We start from the raw sequence: 22061 nt of genomic DNA, 5'->3' as shown, positions 1-22061 counted from the left end.
GATTCATCCTTGCAAGATTTCGCAACTCTATAACCGTCAAGGCCAGTTACTCAAGTGAGCCACACCTGACGGATCAATTTGGTCGTTCAAGAGGTTACAAAATCCATTTATTGGGTAAGTTCCTGAAGAAATCCTATTTAGGTATAGCACAGGAAATACAGAATACTAAGAATTAACAATCCTTTTTCGGTCATACCGTATGATGGCGTAGCCCATATCACACCGACAAAAATAACTTATTTAAAATCAGCAAGTTGCATTTAATAAGACTAGAGCAGAGGTAGCTCTTATTTTTTAATAATGGATAGGTTGAGACTTCAAAGCACATACGACTGAAGCTCTGATTATAGGGCTATATCTATTGTAAGCCTTTAAGATCTTCCCGATCTGCCACTCTAATACAGTTACGTCCGCTCTCTTTTGCTCGATAGAGGGCATTATCTGCAGCTCGAGCAACTGAGTGAATATGAGCCAAACTATCTTGGCTTGTATGGTAAAGCCCTACACTGATAGTTAACTTGATCATTTGGCCTTCAAAATCAAAAACGTGTTCTTCTACCGACGTTCTTAATTGATCTAAAATTTTAATACTCTCATTTAAATTCACGCGATTGAGCACTAGAACAAACTCCTCTCCACCGGTTCGGTAGAGGTGATCATAATCACGTGTAACGCCCATCATGAGAGACGCAAGCCGTTTTAAAACATAATCACCTGCGGGGTGACCATAGGTGTCATTTATTTGCTTAAACCAGTCGATATCAACCATACAGAAAGCAAATGGGACATGATTTTTCTCACTTACCTCAATTAAACGTTCAACATCACTTTCCAACGTTAGTCTGTTTTTCAGCTCCGTCAAAGGATCTCGGGTGGCAAGCTCCTTTAGTTTCCGATTGGCCATTTCAAGCTTTAAGGTACGGAGTTCGACCATCTCTTCGAGGCGTGCCATTGTTTTCGCTTGTGCTTTCTGTGATGCCATCAACTGAGCAACCATAGGCCGGAATATAAATAAAACTTCTAAAATAAGCGCAATCAGAGTTGTGACTAACACAAGGAGCTCTAAATTAGAGATCGTTGCTAATCTATTCTCTCCTTCCAGCTGATACTGTTGTACGACTTTGTTTAGATCTATGAGGAGTTGCGGTGAAGTTTGATCGATTGACTCAAGATAAGCCAACCTCTCTTCTGCCTGGTTACTTTTATAAAGCTGTTCAGCAAGATCTAAGTATCGATTGACTCGATTATGAAGGTCCATTTGGCCAAAATACATTTCGCGCAGTTGTGGCGATAGATCAATAACTTGATCCTCAGATAAAACACCTGATGATAATTGCTTATTTGCCAGCCTCATATCGATGAGGTTCTGCAACATGAGAGTCGAGGGAGATTTGGGCTTTGTTTCTGTGGTAATGCTCTGATGGTGATAACGATGCACATCCAGCGCTATATGCTGACTGAGCATACGCTGGCGACCCGATAAATTCACCACATAAGCTGTCGCTTCAGAATCAGAAAGCGCTGAATGCAGAGTGTAGTACGCAGACGTAGCAAGTAACGCAATAATAACAACCGCCAACAAATAACGACGTGTCGCTATATTGTATAGATTGGCAGTGTCATTAAGCCTATTGGACATGCTAGATCTCGATCCATATAACTTTGAGTAGGATTTAATACTAGCAAAAGAAGAAATGTGAATTGGTCAATTTCTAGACTAACAATCCACACTATTGACTAATATTTGATCTGAATCGCAAAATTTCGCATTCCTCTGAGATTTACCTTTAGGTTTTATATAAGAGCTCCAAACCGTTTTGCTGTTCAGTAAGCCTATTTACACGGTTGTTCTCAGCCTCAACCTGTTTCAACAGTCCTTTACCATCCCATGAGCAGTTATCACTAGCAAAACAGCTACGATTGAGGAATTCGATCTCGTGTTTAAACTCTGGGCTGACAATATCGGATAGGTCATTCAGATGATTACAACCTGCATATCGATGGCGCGCCCAAGTGATCAGTTCTACCCGAGCTTCTTGTGCGTTGTTTGCTAAACAAGACGCTTTTAGCTTTTTAAAATTTGGCACCGAATTAACCGGTTTAAGTTCTTCCTTTTTCACCTTCTGCTGCGGCTGATATCTTCTCCATAGTAAAAATACCACTGTGGATAAGATAACCCCAATTAAGATACCCACAACTAACATTAACCAAGAAGAGATTTTGCTCTCGTTCACAACAACCTGTTGGCTATCTATATTATCCACAGGGCTAGTTTCCGTAATCTGGGGCGCTTGCGTTGGTAGCGTTGTGGATAACGACTGTTGTACCTGAGGCGGTGGGTTAGGAGTCAAAGCAGTTGCAGTTGCATCCGCTTCCACATCAAGATTGATAGCAGGGATGCTCGCAGCTTCCTGTTGCTTAGCCTCAGTATTCCACCAAGGAAGCTGTATTTCAGGTAACGTGACTTTGCCACCGCGTTCAGGAATCACAGTGACTTCAAGTTTAAGGCTTAGGGTAAGTTCGCCATCGACATAGTACTGCTCGATTTGCGGTTTGGTTGCGTATTGCTTTAGGCCAGGCACTTCCGGCAATACCAATTCAGGTAACTGCTCTTTTTTTACGCCTGTGGCCTCTAAGGTCAACGTTCGTGTGACCGGTTCTCCTTGTTTCCAACTGTCGATAGCTCGGTCAAAATCACTACCCAAATTGATCTCTTTCGCTGATAACCAATGCTCGCCAGTAAACTCTGCAGGAATCGGCTGAACCTCAACTTCATAATCTTCTGCAGGCACAAAAATTCTACGTACAGCCCTCGTATTAAAACCTCTAAAAGGATCTGGTCGACCATCTGGAACTTGGCCGCTCAATCGCGCCCCTTGGATTTTTAGGGTGCCGCTTTGTTGCGGCGTAATCAGCCATGCCTGCTCGATCACAAGCATACGACGGCCATTCAATTCTTGCTCGTACTGACGCTGTTCACCCAAAGCTTCAATTAAAGCCTTACCCTCGGTCACTTGGGGTTCTTGGATGCCAGCATCATAAATTTTCCGACCCAGAACCAAGCTAGATTGATAGATAATAGGCTGCTGAACGATAGGGGTTTTATCAGATAGGGTAGAAAGGAACTCTACGCCACCATCAACAGCTGAAGGCTGCTTAACTTCAACAACTTCAATGCTGTGTTCTTTACTCTTCTCTCCCTCAAGTTCCAAGGCAGGTATAGTTAACTGGCCCGCTCGCTTAGGAAATAGGGTTAAAACCAGTTTAGTGGTGCTTTTTAGCGAACCGTTTTGGAAAGTCGTACTGGACTGATGACTGCGCCCTAGAATCTGGAAGTCCTTGTGTAGGGGTTCTAGATCAACTTGGTTAGCTTCATTCGCTGTAATCTTGAGAATTAAGCGGAAGGACTCGCCCTGCTCGATACGATTGCGATCAATCTCGCTGCTAATAGCAGCCATCAGTAACTGACTAAAGAGTAAAAGTGTTGCTGCGGTAAATAACTTAATTCCATTTACCATAGTTTATCCTCCGCTGCTGGCTGCTCGGAACGCTGACGATATTGATAGATAAATTTGCGTCGCCACAGACCCGCTGGATCATCTTGAATTCGGTTTAACATCTGCTGATTAGATTGCTCAGTTTCATCCAGAGGTTGAGTTTGTTCGGTACTATCAAGCTTCTGTTCTTGCTGCTCAGCATCTTTTAGCTTTTCATCCAATTGCTCCTTGAGCTCTTCAGCCATCTGTTGCTGATCTTTTTGCTTGGATGAAGATGATTGATCCATCTGTTCTTGCTGCTGATCAGATGATTGCTCAGAAGCGTTACTCTGGTCATTTTGAGAATCTTGGCCTGACTGTTTATTGTCCTTTTTCTGCTGATCAGATTTGTCTTCTTTGTTCTGATCTCCGCCTTGTTGCTGCTGTTGCTCTTGCTGTTTTAACAACTCTTCAACCAACTTACGGTTATGCAGAGCATCGTCAAAATCAGGCCTTTCAGCTAACGCTTTATCGTAGGCTTCTAGTGCTTTCTCCAGCTGCCCGAGCTTGGCCAGTGAATTAGCATGGTTATAAAAATCATTCACAGTTTCAGGCTCTGGCAGGCTGTCTAAAGCCTGTTGATAATCTCCGCTCTCATAGTGCGAGAGCTGCTTCCAACGCGGATCTGTGAACAACTCCGCCGCAGCGCTTTTATCACCCTGTTGATAAATTTCAGCTGCTTGCTGATTTTGAGTTTTCCACAGCCCTTGCCACCAATCTGCATTAGCTGGCTGGGAAACGCCAGCAGAGGCTATTACGACAATAGGCAACGTCAGATTAAACAAACCGCGACGAAATAGAGGTAGTAAGAACGGTAATGCCAGCAAGATAAACCAGGGGCCTTCGGCAACCCAACGTTCAATATCTTTATCGACATTTACTGCGGCATTCTCGCCAGACTTAAGGCCAGCGATCAGATAATCGATATCCAGATCGTCCACACGAATTAACTGCGCCTGACCACCACCAAGACCAGCTGCTTCTGTCATCAACCCGATATTCATGGTCGCAATCACTTCATTGCCCTGTTGATCTTGTAAGAATCCATATTCGGTAGGTACAGGCCCACCTTCGGCCGTACCAACGGCCAGAATAGAGATCTTACGACCTTGATTGCGAATACGACTGGCATCGGCTGCAACTTGCGCAGGCGAGACTTCATCACTCACCAATAGGATATTACCGCCTTGAATATTGGCCTGCGCTAACATCTGATCAGCCAGCACTAAGGCGCGATCTGCGCGACTGCCTTGCACCGGCATAATATCAGGGGTCATCGCTGGTAAGGCAGCCAATATAGTATCGCTATCCTCGGTTAACGGTGTTACCGCAAAGGCATCTCCGGCATAAACAATTAGCGCAATTTCTGTATCTGGGAGCTTTTTGAGTAGATCTTTAATCTTAAAATTGGCCCGTTGCAGGCGGCTCGGTTTTAGATCGGTTGCATTCATCGACGCTGACAGATCCAAGGCAAGGACTAGCGCATCACTTTGCTTAAATACCGGTTGAGGTTGCTTCTGCCACACCGGTTGCGTAGCCGCGACTGCTAGGAGGATCACCGCAGCAAATAAACTCCACGGCAACCAATTACGTTTTAACTTTTTTGCTCCCTGCTGTTTTAACAGCGGCAGGAGTTCTGGATCACAAACCTCTGACCAATCTTGGGCATCAGCTCTGCGCTTTTGCAGCCACAAAATAAGCACAAACGCCGCAGGAATAATCAGCAACCAAAGCGGCTGTTGTAGCTGAAGATCAGAAAACATCAGTTACGCCCCCTTAAGCTGATCGCTAGGATCAACGCCAATACAAAAGCGCCATACAGCGGCCAGTGAAAAAGCGGATCTATAGGGCGGAAAAATTCGGAGTCTTGTTCAACCGGCTCTAATTCATCTAACTCAGCATAGATCTCTGCCAATTCGTCCAAATCATAAGCGCGGAAGAAACGACCTCCGGTTTGCTCCGCAATCGCCGTTAGCGTCTTCTCATCCAAATCAGAACCTTGAGCAAAGAACGAACCTAAAACTCCACCTTGGCTACCGCCGCCAACGCCGATAGTGTAAATCTTAAGCCCCTCTGATTTTGCTAACTCCACCGCCTGCAACGGCTTTAGCACCCCCGCAGTATTGCGACCATCAGTAAGCAGAATCAGAATGCGTTGTTCACTTTCCATCTGTTTAAAGCGTTTTACCGCCAAGCCAATGGCATCACCAATTGCTGTCGCTTTACCCGCCAAACCCACTTGAGCTTCGTCTAACAAAGTTTTAACCGTGTCGCGGTCATGGGTCAGAGGCGCCTGTTGATAAGCCTGTTCTGCAAAAAGAATCAGGCCCACACGATCCCCTTCGCGGCGCTTGATAAAATCACCGGCGACTAATCGGGTTGCCGCCAATCGGCTCACCCAACGGCCATTCACCTCAAAGTCCTGCTCCAACATACTTTCCGACAGATCCACCGCCATCATAAGATCACGGCCTTCCAGCTGCTGTGGAATCGGCTCGCCTAACCATTGTGGCTTCGCTACAGCCGCTATCAATAGCCCCCAGATAAGGTAAAGCAGCACTAGTCGCCATGGAGAGGATTGCTGGGTTGATACGCCTTGTTGCGGCCCTACCGCTTGTTCCATCTGGTCAAGAAATGGTACATGCAGTGAAGCCCCACCCTGATCCGCTGAAGGCTTAGAAAAGCGTCTTACTAACCAAGGCAGAGGTAAAAGTAACCAGAGCCACCACCAAGCAAACTCAAACATCGGCAGGTCCTCTAGCATTCGTTAGCCATGCTTTACAGGCACCCAACAGCGCTTCGGCATCATACTCAGGTGATTCTTGATAAGGCGCTACTGCCAATACAGTTAAAGTATCCGAACTGCTTTGCTTAGCTAAAAAATCGGTCCAAGCGGTTCCATTTAGCGCGGCGACATCTTGGCGAGCATACAGGGTCAGCGCCAGGCGTTTTAACAGTGCATTACACTCTTCTGCCAAAAGCCGTTTATTTTGATGTTGCTGGTAGTTTGCTTGAATGGCGTTAAGCTCTTGTAGCGCCCAACGATTTGGGTTGTTCCGCATTTTCTTCAGGTAGAGATAGCCAAACCACACCACTGCAATAAATAACCCGATGCTGAGCAAAATTAACAACCACCAGCCCGGCGCTAAAGGCCACCAGCCAATCATCTCTGGCTGTTGCATGGGACGCAGAGGAAGCTGGGAAAAGTCCACTAGCTCACCTCCTGAGAATTAAACTGAAATAACGGATGTTGATCCGTTTGCCAATGGGCAAACTCAACGCCACGTAGGTTGTGCAGATTTTGTAATAATTGTAATCGCTGCTGAAACTGGCCACGATATTTAAGCTGCTGCGCCTGATTGGCAGAGACCAGCAATTCGCGCCCTAAGCCACTAAAACGATACGATTTTCCGCTGCTTGGCAGTTGTTGTTCCAGCGGATCGGAGATCAGTACCAGTTTCAACTCGCACCGTTGTGCCAGACGCATCAGATGCAGTTCGGTTTCTTCATCAACATCGTGAAAATCGCTAAAAATATAAAGGATACTGCCACTGCTTAAGATCGACTCTAAGCGCGCTAGTGACTGTGCCAAGGATCGTTCAGTGGTCTGCTCAGTAGGCTCAACACCCTGAGATAGTGCGGTAATCATCTGCATCAATTGCTGACGACTATTGCTCGGTTTAAATAACTGCTCTTGTTGCTCGCTTAACAACATGCCACCTACACGGTCTCCATTCGCCAAGGTAGTCCAGAGCGCCTTCGCACTAGCATAAGCAGCCAACACCGATTTAAAGTGCCCACGAGTCGCAAACTGCATACTATGGCGAAGATCACAGAGCAGGAAAACTGGGCGTTCGCGTTCTTCTCGATAAAGCTTGGTATGCGCTTCACCAGTGCGTGCCATCAAACGCCAATCCAAATGACGAATGTCATCACCCGGCTGATATTCACGCACATCATCGTATTCCATACCGCGACCGCGAATATGGCTGAGATGATGGCCTTCACGAATGGCCATACGCTCACAGCTATTCTGTCGCGCAGGCGGCCAGAACCGTAAGCTAATAAGTTCATCCACACTGATTAGGTGTCGTGCGGATGGCACAGGTCTTGGGCTTGCTTCCCCTAAGAACATAGATTGATCCCTAAGGTACCGCCACGCGGTTGATCAGTTCGGCGATCAATTTATCTTTATCTAAACCTCGCGCTTCAGCCACATAGCTCAAGCCGATACGATGCCTTAGCACGCTAGGTGCAATCTCTTGGATATCATCTGGCGTCACAAAATCACGTCCAGCCAACCAAGCTTTAGCACGCACAGCGCGATCCAATGCGATACTCGCACGCGGGCTTGCGCCAAAGACTAAACTATCTTTCAGATCTTCTCCGTAGACTTCTGGATTCCGAGTCGCCATCACTAGCGCGATCATATAATCCTCAAGGTTATCCGCCATATAGACCTGCATAATGCTGGAGCGAGCTGCGAATAACTCCTGCTCGGTCAGCGCAACATCAATATGAGCGGCTTCACCAGCCAACTCGGAGTTATGCTCGTCACGTACTAAACGCAGGATCTCTTTCTCTTGATTATGATCTGGGTAGTCAACGCGGATATGTAGCATAAAACGGTCTAGCTGAGCTTCGGGTAGTGGATAAGTTCCCTCTTGCTCCAGCGGGTTTTGCGTCGCCATCACCATAAAGAATTTAGACAGTGGATAAGTTTTACCTGCAACCGTGACTTGTCGCTCCGCCATCGCTTCTAGCAAGGCAGACTGTACTTTGGCTGGCGCACGGTTGATCTCATCCGCTAATAATAAGTTACAAAACAGTGGTCCCTGACGGAAACTAAACTCGCCTTTTTGCGTGTTGTAGATCTCAGTACCGGTAATATCGCTTGGCAGTAGATCCGGCGTAAATTGAGCACGATGGAACACGCCTTCTAACAGATCACTTAAGGCATGTACTGTACGCGTCTTCGCCAAACCTGGAGGGCCTTCCAGTAAAACATGGCCATCCGTAAGCAATGCAATCAACAGATGCTCAACTAAGGCTTCCTGCCCAATGACTTTCTGCTTTAAAGCCTCTGATAACCCGATCAGTTTACTCTGCAAGGTTTGACTCGATGCCGTATTTGCAGTGGCTTCTACTGTCATTCTAAGCTCCTGTTTTTATTAATTTTGCACAATGACGTTACGAATGAGATGCCTATTTATATGCGGTTAGCATCCTTGTTTTCAACTCTGCCACTCGATCTAATTTTACCCGTCTAAAGGCGGAGATCGTTGGTCACTTAAGTTGAGGAATAGTTCCTAATCCAACTCAACCGCCAATCGTAATCCCCCCTGGTTCCAACAAACCTGCGGAAAAAGTAACAAACGTATCATTCGTTTAAAACTTATAAATGATACGTATTATCAATTGATCCGTATCTTCCTACTCTACATTTACGGCCACAATTCAGGACTCGATAGTCCTGCGGCAGACAATCAAAAAATCGACACATTTATGAATCAAAAATTAGATATAACCAGCCCAAAATCAGTGGCCAAACCAAAACAGAAAAGGAAGCTCTCTGGCCAATATATTGCCTTTTTGATCCATAGTTTTTTTGGTTTAAAAATCACCCTAATTCTGACCTTAGTGTTGGCGTCTGGAACACTGGCGGTGATTGCTCAAGAGATTGATTGGTTGCTAATGCCAGAGATGCGAGTAACGCCGATGGATACCCGACTGAATGAAGGTATCTTGTTAGATAAACTCCAAGCAGCTTATCCAGAAAATGGCCTGAGTAACTTTCAACCCAATGCTAATTTCCCATTTACCGCTGCCAGCGCCATGTTTAATGACAGCAATGGCGGTTTCAGAAACGCTTGGATTAATCCTTACACAGGGGAAGTTTTAGGTGACACACCACTACTGACTGTAGGTAACTTCCTAAATTTCCTACATACCACTCTATTTCTACCGGTTGTTGGCCGCAGTGTCGTTAACGCATTCGGAATTTTCACTATTATCTCCTTAGTCGCCGGATTGATCGCAGCACCTAGCTTCTGGCGTTACTTTTTCCGCAAACCGCGCATGAACAATATGCGCGCATTTTTAGGCGACTTTCATAAGATCGTTGGTGTTTGGAGCATCTGGTTTTTAGTGATAATCGGCGTATCAGGGACTTGGTGGTTCTATCAGGTGCCGTTAGTTTTATACGCCGATGCACCAAAACTGCATGAACCTTATGATCGCAAACCACTGCTCGATTACGCTGAGTTAGATAAGTTTGGTAGCCAAGCACCTACGGCCCTGAGTAGCTATCAAATTGTCGATATCGTTAAGAAAAAATATCCAAATTTTGAGATCACACGCATGGTGCCACCTGAACACAATGCAGATCCTTATGAGATTGGAGGTTCTCAAGGAGAGTGGCTGATACGAGGTGGAGGAAGCCGCATCTGGATCAACCCTTATGATGGCACCATCATTAATCAATCCATGGCTGACTCACTGACCTTTATGCAACGTTTTGATCTAGCGATGCACCCTCTTCATTACGGTACATGGGCTAAATCTGGCGCAGCTGACTTGATCGTAAAATTCATCTGGTTTGTCTTTGGTGCGTTAATGACCGCCCTCTGTGTGACCGGCCTAATTATCTATTACAAACGTACCAAACGGGCTTCGCGTATAGTCTCCAATCGCAGCCCAGGAATTAAAAGGCTAATCAAAGGCTGGCGTATTGTTCGCCCATGGGGCGGCCCTATGGGTGTTTTCAAATATCTGAATATCTTAATGCTGGTTGGTGTTGGTTTTGGTACCAGCGTTGTATTAACACTAGCAGTGCAGGGCGTATCCAATGCAGGTTTTGAATACACTCAAAAACCTTTAGGCCCTTGGGAAGTTAAAGTAAACGCGTTTGCCGGTTTCCTTGAAAAAGATCTACCGCCAATTAGAGAAGGAGGGCGTACCAACTTCTCGGTCAAAATTCCGAAAGATTCTTTGAGTGAGATTAAATTTATCTACGCCCGCGTAGGTAAACCGAGAACATTAAGAGCTCCCGGCACGCTGATCCATGGCCCTCTTGGCGCTAAGCATGTTCATTATCAACTGCCGAAAAAGATTCGCGATAACGCTGAACTCTGGGTTACCGCAATCACTTGGAGTGGTGATGTTTACCAAGCTAATTGGCCATTAATGCCTGATGACAAGGAGACTATCGATGTTCGCTAAACAAGCAATCGTTTTCGGAGCATTAGCTCTGCTATCTGCACCTTCGTTCGCCCATAGCATTTTCCTAAACTGCTCTACAGCCATTGAACTGATTGAGTGCAAAGGCAGTTTTTCAGACGGCTCTGCGGCGAGTAACTTCCCGTTTGAAGTCATTTCCTATGAAGATGAGTTACTAGTCAAAGGCCAAACGGATAAAGACTCGGCATTCAGCTTTCCAACTCCAGATCAGGACTACTACATCTTATTAGATGCAGGTCCGGGCCATGTTGTTGAGCTCGATATGCTAGATGTGCAGTAAATTTTTATCACCCACCACATTGGCTGGTTTATAAAAACTTAATCCAGCCAATTGTGACTTCACTGTACTCAAATACCTTCGAAATATTCCTCTCATAAAAACTTCTTCAACCTGTCATCTAAACGTCACCCGGCATAGATAGTTTTGGCGGCATAAATTTATAAGACTTTCCATAAAGGTATTTTCAATGTCTATGCTGCACGGTTCTCACCCTCTTAAAGCGTTAGCCTTAGCTGTTGGCGCAACTTTGCTTACAACTACGGCTTATGCTGCCCCTATTCATGTAACTAATGGTAATGACAGCGGCGAAGGTTCCATGCGTGCAGCACTGATCGCTGTTGCTGAAGGTATAGCAGATAGCGTCATTGTTACTAGCAAAGACGATATCATGATCAACACCACTCTGACTTATACTGGTCAGGCACCTATCGCGATCTACGGTAACGGCCAGATCATCAAAACTGCAAAAAACACCGATTTGCTGGCTGTATCTCAAGGCGCGGACCTGAATATCAGCGGTCTTAAATTTGAAGGACCTGGCGGTTTTAGCATCCAAAACCGCGGTGACCTAACAGGCGCAGCTGGTAAAGGTATCTTCGTTAACCTACGAGATAACCAAACTGGAACCCTAACCGTGACACTCAATGACGTTGAGGTTAGCGGTGTTGCTTATCACGGTATCCACATCTCTGATTGTGATATTGCCAAAGATTGTGGTGCAGGCGCAGGCGGCGAAGGCGGTGGTTCTCCAGCCTCTATCGCAGTAAATGCATACAACCTAAACATCCACAATGTCGGCTATGGCCGCGTAGATGGCGATGGTCTTCGAGTCGATGAACGCAACGAAGGCAACATACTATTTACCGCTCATAACTCTCGCTTCAACAAAGTAGGCGCTGACGGTGTTGAGCTGGATGAAGGTCAGAATGGCGACGTGATTGTTAACGTGAGCAACGTCGATTTCTCTAACAATGGTGGTTACTGCCAAAAAGACCTTCTACAACCTCTTCTACCATCCCCAGTAGAAGCTGAGTTTAAAGATGGCGAGATGTCTGCTGACAAAGTACCTACTGAGATTACCGGTTCCGCTGATGACAAATGCTTTGAACGCGAAGTTGATCTATATGCTTCCGGCTCAGTCGAAGCTTACGAATTTGGTATCGATTTTGATGATGGTTTTGACATCGATGAAGCAGGTAACGGTAGCATCAAGACCGTCCTTTACTCTTCTACTATCCACAATAATCTAGATGAAGGTCTAGACTTTGACGAAGAAGGTGAAGGCGATATCGAGATCACAGTGATTGACTCTGCTGCATCAGGTAACACCGATGATGGCTTCAAAATGACGGAAGAGGAAAACGGTAACCTCACTGCTCTAATATCTTCTGGTCATGCCGACAAAAACGGCGGTAAAGGCATTGTGCTAGAAGCTAAAGATGCAGGTAAAGTTGCAGCTCTCATCGAAAACAGCACGACCGCAAATAACGACAGTGGTAAAAAATCCGGCCTTAAGATAAAAGGCAAGGGCGTAATTACACTGAAAGGTTCTGAAATCACTGACGGTTTCAAATCAAAAAAAGCTGAGATCGTAAAAATCTAAGCCCAAACAGCCAAATAACAAGGGGGAGCACTATGCTCCCCTTTTCGTCGCAATTAATGCGACCTTTATAGTCTAGGTAGGAACCCGTGGTCAGTGGATCATTATCAGGCTGATCTTTGTCGTAATGTTGGCGAGGCTTTAAATAGCTTTGACTTAACTGATTAAATTCTATACAGTGCAGTCCAGCTTGATGCTTTACTTGTTATTTATGTTCCTCACTTCGAAGTCTTTTCTGAATTCCTCGTCCTGTTTTCCGTAAGTAAAAATTAAAAACTCCTGCGTTAACTGCCCCCAACTTTTTGGGCGGCCCACTTATTTCCGAAAAATAGGAAAATTGATTATGTCTAATACAACTACTGGCACTGTAAAATGGTTCAACGATGAGAAAGGTTTTGGTTTCATCGAACAACAATCAGGTCCAGATGTTTTTGCACACTTCAGCGCTATCGCTGGTGATGGTTTCAAAAGCCTTCAAGAAGGTCAGCAAGTTGAGTTCTCTGTAACTCAAGGTCAAAAAGGTCCTCAGGCTGAGAACATCCGCCCTCTATAAGACCTAATTAATGCAGCCGCATTGATTGAATAGAGCATGGCATATGTCATGCTCTTTTAAAGTACTCCCCCCTCCTTACTCTGAACTGTATCTCCTGCTCCAGCTAGCGAACAATCAAGGCTTCTCTATTAACAGCTTCTTGGTTCCTCTACTCTCTACTATGTGCACCTATACTCTTTAGCTAAAGGTAATTTTTTAAAAATACGGTACCTACGAGCATGTTAGAAAATTTAAACGGACAAATTTGCGTATCCCGCCATATAGGAAAAGACCAAGATCTATGGGCATGTTACGAACCACTCACAGCCGTTTCTCCATCCAGACGCCAAATGTGGAAACGTTTAACAGGCCTTTTATCAAAAACGGAGATGGCTCACTACCTTCAAAAGCAATACGACTCCCCTGAGATTTCAAATAACTTTTCTACAGTTTCAAATTAAAACGATATAAAGCATTTCCTAATTACAATTGCATATATCGCCTATCCCCGCTCTGTATTTACTCCATAGATACGAGCAGTTATCCACATTTTTTGATAGACTTTTGCGCAAGGTTTTTGCCCTGTAGTTGTTAGAAACGGGTAATATTGTCAGATCAAGAATTGAACTACTTCGCGAGTACGACTCCTCTATTACTAGCTTTGGTGGTATGATGTCGCCCCTTGGGCGCAGTACTAGGTACAGCCACCACTGTTTTGTTGGGTTTATCCTCTGGTGGTACCATTCTACTGGCAGCATTAGGGGTCGGTGTTTATTCTTTATCGCGGTACCTGCAGCGATATTCTTAACACCTCCAAGCGCTAACCAAAGCCTATCAATGATTGCTAACTTACATAGCATCACGTTGTATAACGTGTTGATAAGGTTTCTATTTTTCAGCGCACTGAATATTGAATTTTTGGCATTAAGCCAAGAGGAAACAGGTAAACAAAAATGAGTAAAGTCTCCGTCAGTATCATCATGGGCTCTCGCTCAGACTGGCCAACCATGCAAGAGGCTACTAAGCCACTGGAAGAACTAGGTGTAGAGTTTGAAACTAAAGTGGTTTCTGCGCACCGTACGCCTGAGCGTCTTTTCCAGTTTGCCTCCGAAGCGCACACGCGTGGCGTTGAGGTAATTATTGCAGGTGCTGGCGGCGCAGCTCACTTGGCTGGTATGGCAGCATCTATGACTCATCTGCCAGTTATCGCAGTACCTGTTGCCAGCAAAAACATTAAAGGCCTAGATAGCCTACTATCTATGGTTCAGATGCCACGCGGCGTAGCAGTTGCTTGTCAGGCAATTGGCGGTGCGGGTGCATACAATGCAGGTCTAATGGCAGCACAGATGCTAGCCCTTAAAGATGCAGAATTGAGCCAGCGTTTACAAGAGTGGCGCAAAGCTCAGACTGACAGCGTTCCTGTTGAGGTAGAATAATGCACGTTGCTATTGTTGGATGCGGCCAGTTGGCACGCATGATGGCTTTGGCTGGTTGGCCTCAAGGTCACCGCTTTACTTTTCTGGCTGAGCCAGGCGAAGGTACTGATTGCGTTAAAGGCTTAGGTGAAATTGTTGAGCGCACTCCAGAGATGGCAGGCGAGTCTCTTTTTACTGCACTAGGCAATCCTGATGTGGTAACGGTTGAGCGTGAGCATGTTGATGTGTCTCTTCTAAGCACATTGAAGCCACATTGCTCCGTTTACCCTTCTCCCGAAGCGATTAGCTATTGCCAACACCGCGGACGTGAGAAAACCTTCCTTAACTCTCTAGGTATCCAAACAGCTCCTTTCCACCTTGCTAACAATGCAGAGGAATTGAGCGCGAGCGTTAAAACGCTAGGTTACCCAGTATTCGTTAAGACCTGTGAAGAGGGTTACGACGGTTACGGTCAATGGGTCCTAAAAACCGATGAAGATTTAGCAAATCTTGTAGCTGAAGCAGATTCGCTACCAGAAGTTGTAATTGAAGGCCGCGTCGATTTTGACCGTGAAGTATCTTTGATTGCGGCACGTGACGCGTCTGGCGCTTGTGTATTCTATCCGCTAACAGAAAACCTTCACCGTAACGGTATTTTGTGGAGCTCGATTGCTCCGGCTGATGCTCCTGAAGCCTTGCATGCTAAAGCTAAAGATATCGCAGATAAAGTACTCAATGCTTTGGACTACGTTGGCGTAATCGCTATCGAAATGTTCCAAGCGGGCGATGATTTGCTGGTTAACGAACTAGCACCACGTGTTCATAACAGTGGTCACTGGACTCAAGGCGCAGGCATCTCTTCCCAGTTTGAAAACCATATCCGCGCGATCTGCGGTTTAGGTTTAGGTCACACCATCAACAGCCAACACGCTGGTATGGTTAACCTACTAGGTATCGCAGCACCTAAAGAGATTATCAGCGAAAGCAATGTACAGCACCATGTGTACAACAAGTCGCTGCGTCCAGGCCGTAAGGTTGGGCACCTTAACCTAGTAAGTGATGACCGTCACACACTAGAAGTTAAGCTAAAACGCATTCGCGATAGCCTTTACGAAGACTAATCGTCTTTAGTTAAGACTAAGCATTAAAAAACCCGGCTACTTTGCAGTACCGGGTTTTTTATTAGCTGCTCTTAGACAATCAAGGCTGAGTCATCAAGTAATGAGCTATAGCCTCTCGATCTGACTTCTTCAAATACTTAGCGCTATCACGCACCACTTCACCCATACTACCGCCAAAGACATCACCATCCTGCTTCACTCCAGACTTCAGTGAGTAAGCTAGATCCGCTTCGCTCCAACCCTGTTTAGCTAATGCGCTTGCAGTAATTGCAGGAATAACACCATCATCTTCAACAAAGCCCTGATGACCACTTAAAGCTGCCGCAGTATCTAATCCACCCAGAAGGTTTCTAGGGGTATGACACGCGCCACAATGCGTCGGCCCTTGAACAAGGTAAGCACCACGATTGTAATGTTCACTGCTCTTTGCATCGGGGATAAACCTTTGTTCATCAAAGAACAGTAACTGCCACACATCTAGGCCCCAATTGATGTTATACGGGAAGCTCACTTGATGCGCTGTCGAAGGTTTAGATACTGCGGGGACAGTTTTAAACGCCGCCCACAAATCAGCTATATCCTGATCAGATAAGTGTGTATAAAAACTATAAGGAAAGGCTGGGTAGTAACTCTGACCGCTAGGTGACTTTCCCGCGCGCAATGCACGCTCAAAATCATCTATACTCCACTTCCCTATGCCGTGTTCCTTATCCGTCGTAAGATTCGGCGCATAGAAGGTGCCGAACGGCGTTTCCGTACCCTTTCCACCCGCTAACGGCTTTCCTTTAGCTTCACTATCGGTGTGACAAGCGATACAGCTTGAAACACGCGCAAGATAAGCTCCTCTGGCAACATTCCCCTTCCGCTCGGATAGCGAGGCTCTAGGCTCATCTACCGAACTCAAGTAGCTGACTCCTAACGCAGCACCTAAAACCAAGCAGATTAGGAGAGATGAAAACCAGAGGAGTTTTCTCATTTATCTTTCTCTACTCTATAGTCAGTATGACAAGCTGAGCAGTTATCGCTTAAGCGCTCAAATACTACCTCTACCGGCATAGTCGCAAAGGATTCCGCACCCTCTTGCACTTCAGGTTCTGCAGCCATACCCATCATGCTTGATGAAGAACCTTCCTCATTTTCAGAGCCAACATTGTCAGCGGCGTCGTACAAGCCTTGGCTGATTCGCTCTAACTCTTTAGAAAGGTGCTGAAAGCGATCCCACTCCTGCCATATTTCCGCTTTGGCTTCGGTTGGGTGATGCAGACTACCTTTAGGGAACAATTTAGTGAGGTTGTTACCCGCATGCATATTGATCGTTTCAGCGGCTACACGAACCTGAATAGGCTCATAAGGAATTTTGCCTTTAAACATATCAGAGACGGTTTTCATCGCCCCTTTCATATCTTCCATCGCATCCATACGTTCTTTAACAATACCCGTCGCACCACCATGGGCCAGCGCTGATAATGGTTGGCTCAACATGAATATAGCAACAAACGCAGGGATGATCTTTTTATACATATCTAATAACTCTCGTCTCAAAAACTACCGATTAAACCCAGTGGAACGGGTAATACAGTAATGATACACGCAGATACCAGAATCAATAAGTGCCGTTAAGCTTGTTGTAACTGTGCTTGCAGTAATTCAGTAAAATGCTCTGCTGGTAGGGGCTTCGAGAACAGATAACCCTGAAAATAATCACAAGATTTTTGCTGCAAGAAATCTCGTTGCTCAGCCAGTTCCACACCCTCGCCGACGACTTTCAGCCCTAAGGCATGAGCCATCTGAATAATACCGGAGATCAGCGCAGGACTTTCGGGTGTGACACTCAGTTCAGCTGTAAAACTGCGATCAATTTTTAAGGTATCCACAGGGAATTTTTGCAGGTAATTAAGGGCTGAATAGCCTGTGCCGAAATCATCAATCGAGAGCTGAACCCCCATTTCACTAAGATGCTTCAACGCCTCACCACAACCACGTTCATCCTCCATGAGAAGGCGTTCGGTGAGCTCAAGCTCGAGAGCCTCAGGCTGCAAACCTGTTTCACGGAGTACACGCTTAACCGTGTATTCCAAATGACCATCACGGAACTGCGGGAATGCCACGTTCACGGCTATTTTGAACGGTTCTCCCATAAGCTCTGCCCATCGAGCCGCTTGCTTACAGGCTTGTTCAAGCACCCAATCACCAATAGGTACAATCAAACCCGACTCTTCAGCTAAAGGGATAAATTGATCAGGAGAGACCTGACCATACTCTGGACATGACCAACGCAATAGGGCTTCTGCACCTATGATTTTACCGCTGGCCGCATCGATGATGCTTTGATAGCTCAAGCTGAGCTGATTTTGAGAAAGGGCCCGACGGAGATAGGATTCCATGGTGAATTTAAACACCGTTTCATGCTCCATCTCCCTCGTATAGAAACGGAAGGCATCTTTGCCCACTGCTTTGGCTTTATACATTGCAGCATCAGCATTACGCAGTAGGGCAACAGGATCTTGGCCATCTTTAGGCGCAACCGTAATACCGATACTCGCCGATGTGGATAACTCATAGCCATTGATCAACACCGGCTGCACTGCCGTTCTTAAAATCCGCTCACATATATCCGAGATTTCATCGTGGGCTTTACGATCTGGCAATATGACTAAAAACTCATCACCGCCCAAACGCGCAATAGTGTCGTCGCCATGCACACAGTAGCCCAAGCGTCGACTGATCTCTTGAAGGTGCTGATCACCCACTTCATGCCCTAAGGTATCGTTAATCTTTTTAAAGTTATCTAGATCAACGAATAGGATTCCGACCGAGGTTTGATTCTTATTGGCGCGTGTTAAAGCTTGTGAGAGCCGATCCATCGCCAATACACGGTTAGGCAAACCGGTGAGGTGATCATAAGTGGCTTGGTGGAGAAGTTTTGATTCGTAGTTCTTACGCTCGGTGATATCGCCAATAGAGCCCACCATCCGGTAAGCAACATTGTTCTCATTTCTCAGTGCCAAGCCATGAGCAAGGACCCAGAAATAGCCACCGTTATTATTTTTTACTCGGTACTCGCAACGGAAAAATTCGGTTTCACCTTTAAGGTGCCGACAAAGGACTTTTTGGTAACGTTCACGATCATCCTCATGGACCCATTGTAGCCACTCACTTGAAGTGGTCTTAATAGTGTCTTTGCCCATGCCGATGGTGCTTAATAAGCGGGCAGAAAGGTAGAGTTCTTTACTGACAGGATCCCAATCCCATAGCCCCTCATTCGCACCTTTCATCGCCAAAGCATAGCGCGTTTCAGTTTCCCTAAGAGACTGCTCGACTTTCTCAAGATACTGAATACGCTGACGCAGCTGCGTATTTTCCCTGACCAGATCTGATACACCTTCGGACAACTGCGTTACCTCAATACTTCCAATGTTAACTTTGAGCGCTATCCGAGCTTAACATACTTCAGTTCCACGACCACATTTTGTTGTAGTGGATTGAGCAGGTCTTAGAACAACACTATTGATGTGAATTCTTCCATGGCATCTAATCCAAGTCTTCCTATACTCAATAAACAGAGTATTTAATTTAGAGATATAAAATATTGATGCGTGTCACTTATCAGATGCTATTTGCTGGAATGCTCTTTCTTTTCTCCCAGCTATCTATTGCGCAAATCACCTTTGGACCTGACAGCGAACAACCCACCATTCGCTTTGTTGGAGATAAAGATTACCCACCGATTGAGTGGTTAGAAGATGGCAAACCAAGGGGAATTTTTGCGTCTTTTCTTGAAGAATATTCGAAAGCGCTAAACCGCAAAGTTGAATACAACCTGATGAATTGGAAGCAGGCGCAGCAAGCCGTGTTAGAAGGTAGAGCCGATGTTCTGACCGTTTTCAGTCCTAACCCTGACCGGGTTAAAGATTACGCCTTTGTTGATAGTTTTTTACAGTTTGAAATTAGTCTCTTCCTTCGCAGTGATAACCTCACAATCCATGGTTTAGAAGATCTCAAAGGGATCAAAACCGGCGTATCTAAAGGCGGCTTTCCTCGCAAAATAATAGAGACCCAAAGCCAAGCAGAGCTAGTCACAATCAATGATCATCTAGATGGTTTCCAAAAACTTTTGAAAGGTGAGATTGATGCCTTAGCTACCACTAAATGGGTCGGTTCTTATGTGGTTCAAAAAAATAAACTAAAAGGGATTAAGTTTGCACCCACCCCAATCGCTACCAAAGCGACCCATATGGGAGTCAGAAAAAACGATACTGAACTGGTCCAACAGCTCCAAAAAGGCATAGAACTGATGGAAAAAGAGGGTACCCTAGCAAGCCTTAATCAGCAGTGGTCTGGATATAACATGGTCTATCTCACAGAAGATAAACTTAACCAGATCTACTATCAGTTCGGTTTTGGAGCCGCGTTCGTTTTAGCCTGCTTAGCATTAGCGTCCATTATTACGTTAAAGCGCCAAGTCAGAGAACGCACTCAATCTCTATCCAGCGCCAAAGCCTCTCTCGAAGAAACGGTTGATCGCCTCACCCGTACTCAAAAACAGCTCGTACAAACTGAAAAAATGGCCGCGCTTAACTCCATAGTGAGCGGCGTCGCTCATGAGATAAATACACCTTTGGGTATGGCTATTACCCTGAGTAGCACTCTAAAAGAACAGATTGATCAACTCGAAAAGCTGGTCGGTAATGACGCCTTAACCAAACAAGCGTTACTCGATTTCCTAAGTGACAGCCAAGGATCCTTAGAGCTAGAAGCAGACGCACTGCGACGGGCCGTTACCCTACTGCGTAACTTCAAACAGATATCAGTTCACCAAAGCCAAGAGCACCGGCAACTGATCAATATTGCGGAAGTCATTGAAGACTCAACCGTGATCGCTACCAACGATATTGAAGAGGACAAGATCAATGTATCTGTAAATGGCGATTCCACATTGACGATGGACACTTACCCAGCTCCGCTGGCACAAGCATTAGTCCACCTAATCAACAACGCGGTTATCCATGGATCTAACCAAGCAGAACCTGTTGATGTATCTATAAGCTATGCAAAAAGTGATGAGAATATCATCCTTAAAGTGGCAGATAACGGCTGCGGCATCCCATCAAAATATCTAGCACAGGTGTTTGATCCGTTCTTCACAACCTCCCTTGGGCAAGGAAACTCCGGTTTAGGTTTGAGCATTGTTTATTCGATCGTGAATCACGTTTTAGGTGGCACGATCCGAGTCAACAGTAGCTTCGATACCGGCACTACCTTTATTTTAGAACTACCGCTAACAGCACCTGAAATTCACGATGGTATAGAACCACAGGCATAAAAAAGCCGGTACCAACGGTACCGGCAAACGTAGAGTGAAAAAGAGGTAATTCACACGTAGAAGACTATTTATCCTAACTAGATAACTTTTGCTCTAGCTCAGGAACGGCATCAAATAGATCTGCCACTAAACCGTAATCGGCGACCGAGAAGATTGGCGCTTCTTCATCTTTGTTGATTGCGACAATAATTTTCGAATCTTTCATACCCGCCAAGTGCTGGATCGCACCGGAGATGCCTACAGCAATATACAGCTCTGGCGCAACGATCTTACCGGTTTGACCCACCTGCATATCGTTCGGTACAAAGCCTGCATCTACTGCTGCACGGGATGCACCGACTGCTGCACCCAGCTTATCTGCGACTTTTTCCAGCATGGCAAAGTTTTCACCGTTACCCATACCACGACCACCAGAGATGATTACCTCTGCAGCTGTAAGTTCTGGACGATCAGACTGCGCCATCTCTTCGCCAACAAAGCTTGAGATACCACTGTCGTGTACTGCTGAAATACTCTCAGTAGAAGCACTTCCCCCCTCAGATGCCGCAGCATCAAATGCAGTACCACGGACAGTGATAACTTTTACCGAGTCGCAAGATTCAAACGTTGCGATCGCATTGCCGGCATAGATTGGACGCTGGAAGGTATTATCCGATTCCACCGCAGTAATATCAGAGATCTGCGCTACGTCTAAAAGCGCAGCCACACGCGGCATAAAGTTTTTACCTGTAGTCGTCGCGGGCGCTACGATATGGCTGTAATCCTTACCTATTTCAGCCACCAACTTACCCATATTTTCAGCAAGTTGATGTTCGTAAGCAGCATTGTCTGCCAGCAAAACTTTCTCAACACCTGCTACTTGTGAAGCAGCCTCTGCTACAGCGCTACAGTTTGCACCAGCAACCAGCAGGTGAAGATCACTACCCATCTGAGATGCAGCTGTCACTGCATTTAACGTCGCTCCCTTTAGAGCGCTATTGTCATGTTCTGCAATAATTAAAATCGCCATGTCTTC

The 22061-nt window shown here is 45.8% G+C and carries 18 protein-coding genes; 7 read left to right on the top strand and 11 right to left on the bottom strand.

The annotated features are described in order from the left end of the window. Positions 1 to 358: 358 nt before the first annotated feature. From ACMXYU_RS00635 to ACMXYU_RS00605, 7 genes are all read right to left on the bottom strand, one after another. Positions 359 to 1639 (bottom strand): diguanylate cyclase, encoded by a 1281-nt coding sequence (locus ACMXYU_RS00635; protein ID WP_415899718.1) that lies wholly within the window; start codon positions 1637 to 1639, stop codon positions 359 to 361. Between the two features lie 148 nt (positions 1640 to 1787). Continuing rightward, positions 1788 to 3518, bottom strand: a complete 1731-nt coding sequence (locus tag ACMXYU_RS00630; RefSeq protein WP_415899716.1) for a BatD family protein — start codon at positions 3516 to 3518, stop codon at positions 1788 to 1790. Beyond that, complete coding sequence (locus ACMXYU_RS00625; RefSeq protein WP_415899714.1) at positions 3512 to 5299, bottom strand: VWA domain-containing protein; 1788 nt, start codon at positions 5297 to 5299, stop codon at positions 3512 to 3514. The genes ACMXYU_RS00630 and ACMXYU_RS00625 overlap by 7 nt, the downstream gene beginning before the upstream one ends. After that, positions 5299 to 6282 carry a vWA domain-containing protein gene (locus ACMXYU_RS00620; RefSeq protein WP_415899713.1) on the bottom strand — a complete coding sequence of 328 codons (984 nt, stop codon included), beginning with the start codon at positions 6280 to 6282 and terminating at the stop codon, positions 5299 to 5301. Before ACMXYU_RS00620 ends, ACMXYU_RS00625 begins: the two co-directional genes overlap by 1 nt. Next, a complete protein-coding gene (locus ACMXYU_RS00615) occupies positions 6275 to 6748 on the bottom strand; it encodes a DUF4381 domain-containing protein (RefSeq protein ID WP_415899712.1) in 474 nt (157 codons plus the stop codon). The genes ACMXYU_RS00620 and ACMXYU_RS00615 overlap by 8 nt, the downstream gene beginning before the upstream one ends. Further along, on the bottom strand, positions 6748 to 7671 hold the full coding sequence (locus tag ACMXYU_RS00610) for a DUF58 domain-containing protein (RefSeq protein WP_415899711.1): 924 nt from the start codon (positions 7669 to 7671) through the stop codon (positions 6748 to 6750). Before ACMXYU_RS00610 ends, ACMXYU_RS00615 begins: the two co-directional genes overlap by 1 nt. A 10-nt stretch (positions 7672 to 7681) precedes the next feature. Continuing rightward, on the bottom strand, positions 7682 to 8689 hold the full coding sequence (locus ACMXYU_RS00605) for an AAA family ATPase (protein ID WP_415899710.1): 1008 nt from the start codon (positions 8687 to 8689) through the stop codon (positions 7682 to 7684). A gap of 352 nt (positions 8690 to 9041) precedes the next feature. On the opposite strand from ACMXYU_RS00605, the gene ACMXYU_RS00600 reads away from it, so the two are divergent. The 6 genes from ACMXYU_RS00600 to ACMXYU_RS00575 all read left to right on the top strand — a co-directional run bounded on the left by ACMXYU_RS00600 (position 9042) and on the right by ACMXYU_RS00575 (position 15723). Continuing rightward, positions 9042 to 10757: a PepSY-associated TM helix domain-containing protein gene (locus tag ACMXYU_RS00600; RefSeq protein ID WP_415899709.1), complete on the top strand. Its 1716-nt coding sequence runs from the start codon at positions 9042 to 9044 to the stop codon at positions 10755 to 10757. After that, positions 10747 to 11055: a hypothetical protein gene (locus ACMXYU_RS00595; protein WP_415893048.1), complete on the top strand. Its 309-nt coding sequence runs from the start codon at positions 10747 to 10749 to the stop codon at positions 11053 to 11055. Before ACMXYU_RS00600 ends, ACMXYU_RS00595 begins: the two co-directional genes overlap by 11 nt. Positions 11056 to 11242: 187 nt before the next feature. Continuing rightward, on the top strand, positions 11243 to 12658 hold the full coding sequence (locus tag ACMXYU_RS00590; protein WP_415899708.1) for a hypothetical protein: 1416 nt from the start codon (positions 11243 to 11245) through the stop codon (positions 12656 to 12658). Positions 12659 to 12998: 340 nt separating this feature from the next. Beyond that, the gene (locus ACMXYU_RS00585) at positions 12999 to 13208 is read left to right on the top strand and encodes a cold-shock protein (protein ID WP_286240059.1); all 210 of its coding nucleotides are present in this window, start codon (positions 12999 to 13001) and stop codon (positions 13206 to 13208) included. A 932-nt stretch (positions 13209 to 14140) separates the two neighbouring features. Next, positions 14141 to 14623: a 5-(carboxyamino)imidazole ribonucleotide mutase gene (gene purE / locus ACMXYU_RS00580; RefSeq protein ID WP_415883076.1), complete on the top strand. Its 483-nt coding sequence runs from the start codon at positions 14141 to 14143 to the stop codon at positions 14621 to 14623. Beyond that, positions 14623 to 15723 carry a 5-(carboxyamino)imidazole ribonucleotide synthase gene (locus ACMXYU_RS00575; protein ID WP_415899707.1) on the top strand — a complete coding sequence of 367 codons (1101 nt, stop codon included), beginning with the start codon at positions 14623 to 14625 and terminating at the stop codon, positions 15721 to 15723. The genes purE and ACMXYU_RS00575 overlap by 1 nt, the downstream gene beginning before the upstream one ends. A 79-nt stretch (positions 15724 to 15802) precedes the next feature. Here ACMXYU_RS00575 and ACMXYU_RS00570 read toward each other — a convergent pair whose 3' ends face one another. The 3 genes from ACMXYU_RS00570 to ACMXYU_RS00560 form a co-directional block, all read right to left on the bottom strand. Then, positions 15803 to 16627, bottom strand: a complete 825-nt coding sequence (locus tag ACMXYU_RS00570) for a c-type cytochrome (RefSeq protein ID WP_415899706.1) — start codon at positions 16625 to 16627, stop codon at positions 15803 to 15805. A gap of 68 nt (positions 16628 to 16695) precedes the next feature. Beyond that, positions 16696 to 17244 carry a c-type cytochrome gene (locus ACMXYU_RS00565; protein WP_415899705.1) on the bottom strand — a complete coding sequence of 183 codons (549 nt, stop codon included), beginning with the start codon at positions 17242 to 17244 and terminating at the stop codon, positions 16696 to 16698. A gap of 95 nt (positions 17245 to 17339) precedes the next feature. Continuing rightward, positions 17340 to 19115 carry a putative bifunctional diguanylate cyclase/phosphodiesterase gene (locus tag ACMXYU_RS00560; RefSeq protein WP_415899704.1) on the bottom strand — a complete coding sequence of 592 codons (1776 nt, stop codon included), beginning with the start codon at positions 19113 to 19115 and terminating at the stop codon, positions 17340 to 17342. A 200-nt stretch (positions 19116 to 19315) separates the two neighbouring features. On the opposite strand from ACMXYU_RS00560, the gene ACMXYU_RS00555 reads away from it, so the two are divergent. Beyond that, positions 19316 to 21046: an ATP-binding protein gene (locus tag ACMXYU_RS00555; RefSeq protein WP_415899703.1), complete on the top strand. Its 1731-nt coding sequence runs from the start codon at positions 19316 to 19318 to the stop codon at positions 21044 to 21046. Positions 21047 to 21119: 73 nt separating this feature from the next. On the opposite strand, the gene ACMXYU_RS00550 is transcribed toward ACMXYU_RS00555, so the two are convergent. After that, the gene (locus ACMXYU_RS00550; protein ID WP_415899702.1) at positions 21120 to 22055 is read right to left on the bottom strand and encodes an electron transfer flavoprotein subunit alpha/FixB family protein; all 936 of its coding nucleotides are present in this window, start codon (positions 22053 to 22055) and stop codon (positions 21120 to 21122) included. Positions 22056 to 22061 lie beyond the last annotated feature (6 nt).

The sequence above is a fragment of the Neptuniibacter sp. QD48_11 genome, assembly GCF_047778095.1.
In the GTDB taxonomy this organism is placed as follows: Bacteria; Pseudomonadota; Gammaproteobacteria; order Pseudomonadales; family Balneatricaceae; genus Neptuniibacter.
Note: the sequence above shows the minus strand (reverse complement) of the source record. Positions and strands in the feature narration are given on the sequence as shown.

Excerpts from the sequence above, each read along its gene's own strand:
- ACMXYU_RS00635 (WP_415899718.1), bottom strand. The coding sequence starts at position 1,639 with ATGTCCAATAGGCTTAATGACACTGCCAATCTATACAATATAGCGACA.
- ACMXYU_RS00590 (WP_415899708.1), top strand. The coding sequence starts at position 11,243 with ATGTCTATGCTGCACGGTTCTCACCCTCTTAAAGCGTTAGCCTTAGCT.
- ACMXYU_RS00610 (WP_415899711.1), bottom strand. The coding sequence starts at position 7,671 with ATGTTCTTAGGGGAAGCAAGCCCAAGACCTGTGCCATCCGCACGACAC.
- ACMXYU_RS00550 (WP_415899702.1), bottom strand. The coding sequence starts at position 22,055 with ATGGCGATTTTAATTATTGCAGAACATGACAATAGCGCTCTAAAGGGA.
- ACMXYU_RS00620 (WP_415899713.1), bottom strand. The coding sequence starts at position 6,282 with ATGTTTGAGTTTGCTTGGTGGTGGCTCTGGTTACTTTTACCTCTGCCT.
- ACMXYU_RS00630 (WP_415899716.1), bottom strand. The coding sequence starts at position 3,518 with ATGGTAAATGGAATTAAGTTATTTACCGCAGCAACACTTTTACTCTTT.
- purE (WP_415883076.1), top strand. The coding sequence starts at position 14,141 with ATGAGTAAAGTCTCCGTCAGTATCATCATGGGCTCTCGCTCAGACTGG.
- ACMXYU_RS00555 (WP_415899703.1), top strand. The coding sequence starts at position 19,316 with ATGCGTGTCACTTATCAGATGCTATTTGCTGGAATGCTCTTTCTTTTC.
- ACMXYU_RS00565 (WP_415899705.1), bottom strand. The coding sequence starts at position 17,244 with ATGTATAAAAAGATCATCCCTGCGTTTGTTGCTATATTCATGTTGAGC.
- ACMXYU_RS00595 (WP_415893048.1), top strand. The coding sequence starts at position 10,747 with ATGTTCGCTAAACAAGCAATCGTTTTCGGAGCATTAGCTCTGCTATCT.
- ACMXYU_RS00575 (WP_415899707.1), top strand. The coding sequence starts at position 14,623 with ATGCACGTTGCTATTGTTGGATGCGGCCAGTTGGCACGCATGATGGCT.
- ACMXYU_RS00625 (WP_415899714.1), bottom strand. The coding sequence starts at position 5,299 with ATGTTTTCTGATCTTCAGCTACAACAGCCGCTTTGGTTGCTGATTATT.
- ACMXYU_RS00585 (WP_286240059.1), top strand. The coding sequence starts at position 12,999 with ATGTCTAATACAACTACTGGCACTGTAAAATGGTTCAACGATGAGAAA.
- ACMXYU_RS00605 (WP_415899710.1), bottom strand. The coding sequence starts at position 8,689 with ATGACAGTAGAAGCCACTGCAAATACGGCATCGAGTCAAACCTTGCAG.
- ACMXYU_RS00600 (WP_415899709.1), top strand. The coding sequence starts at position 9,042 with ATGAATCAAAAATTAGATATAACCAGCCCAAAATCAGTGGCCAAACCA.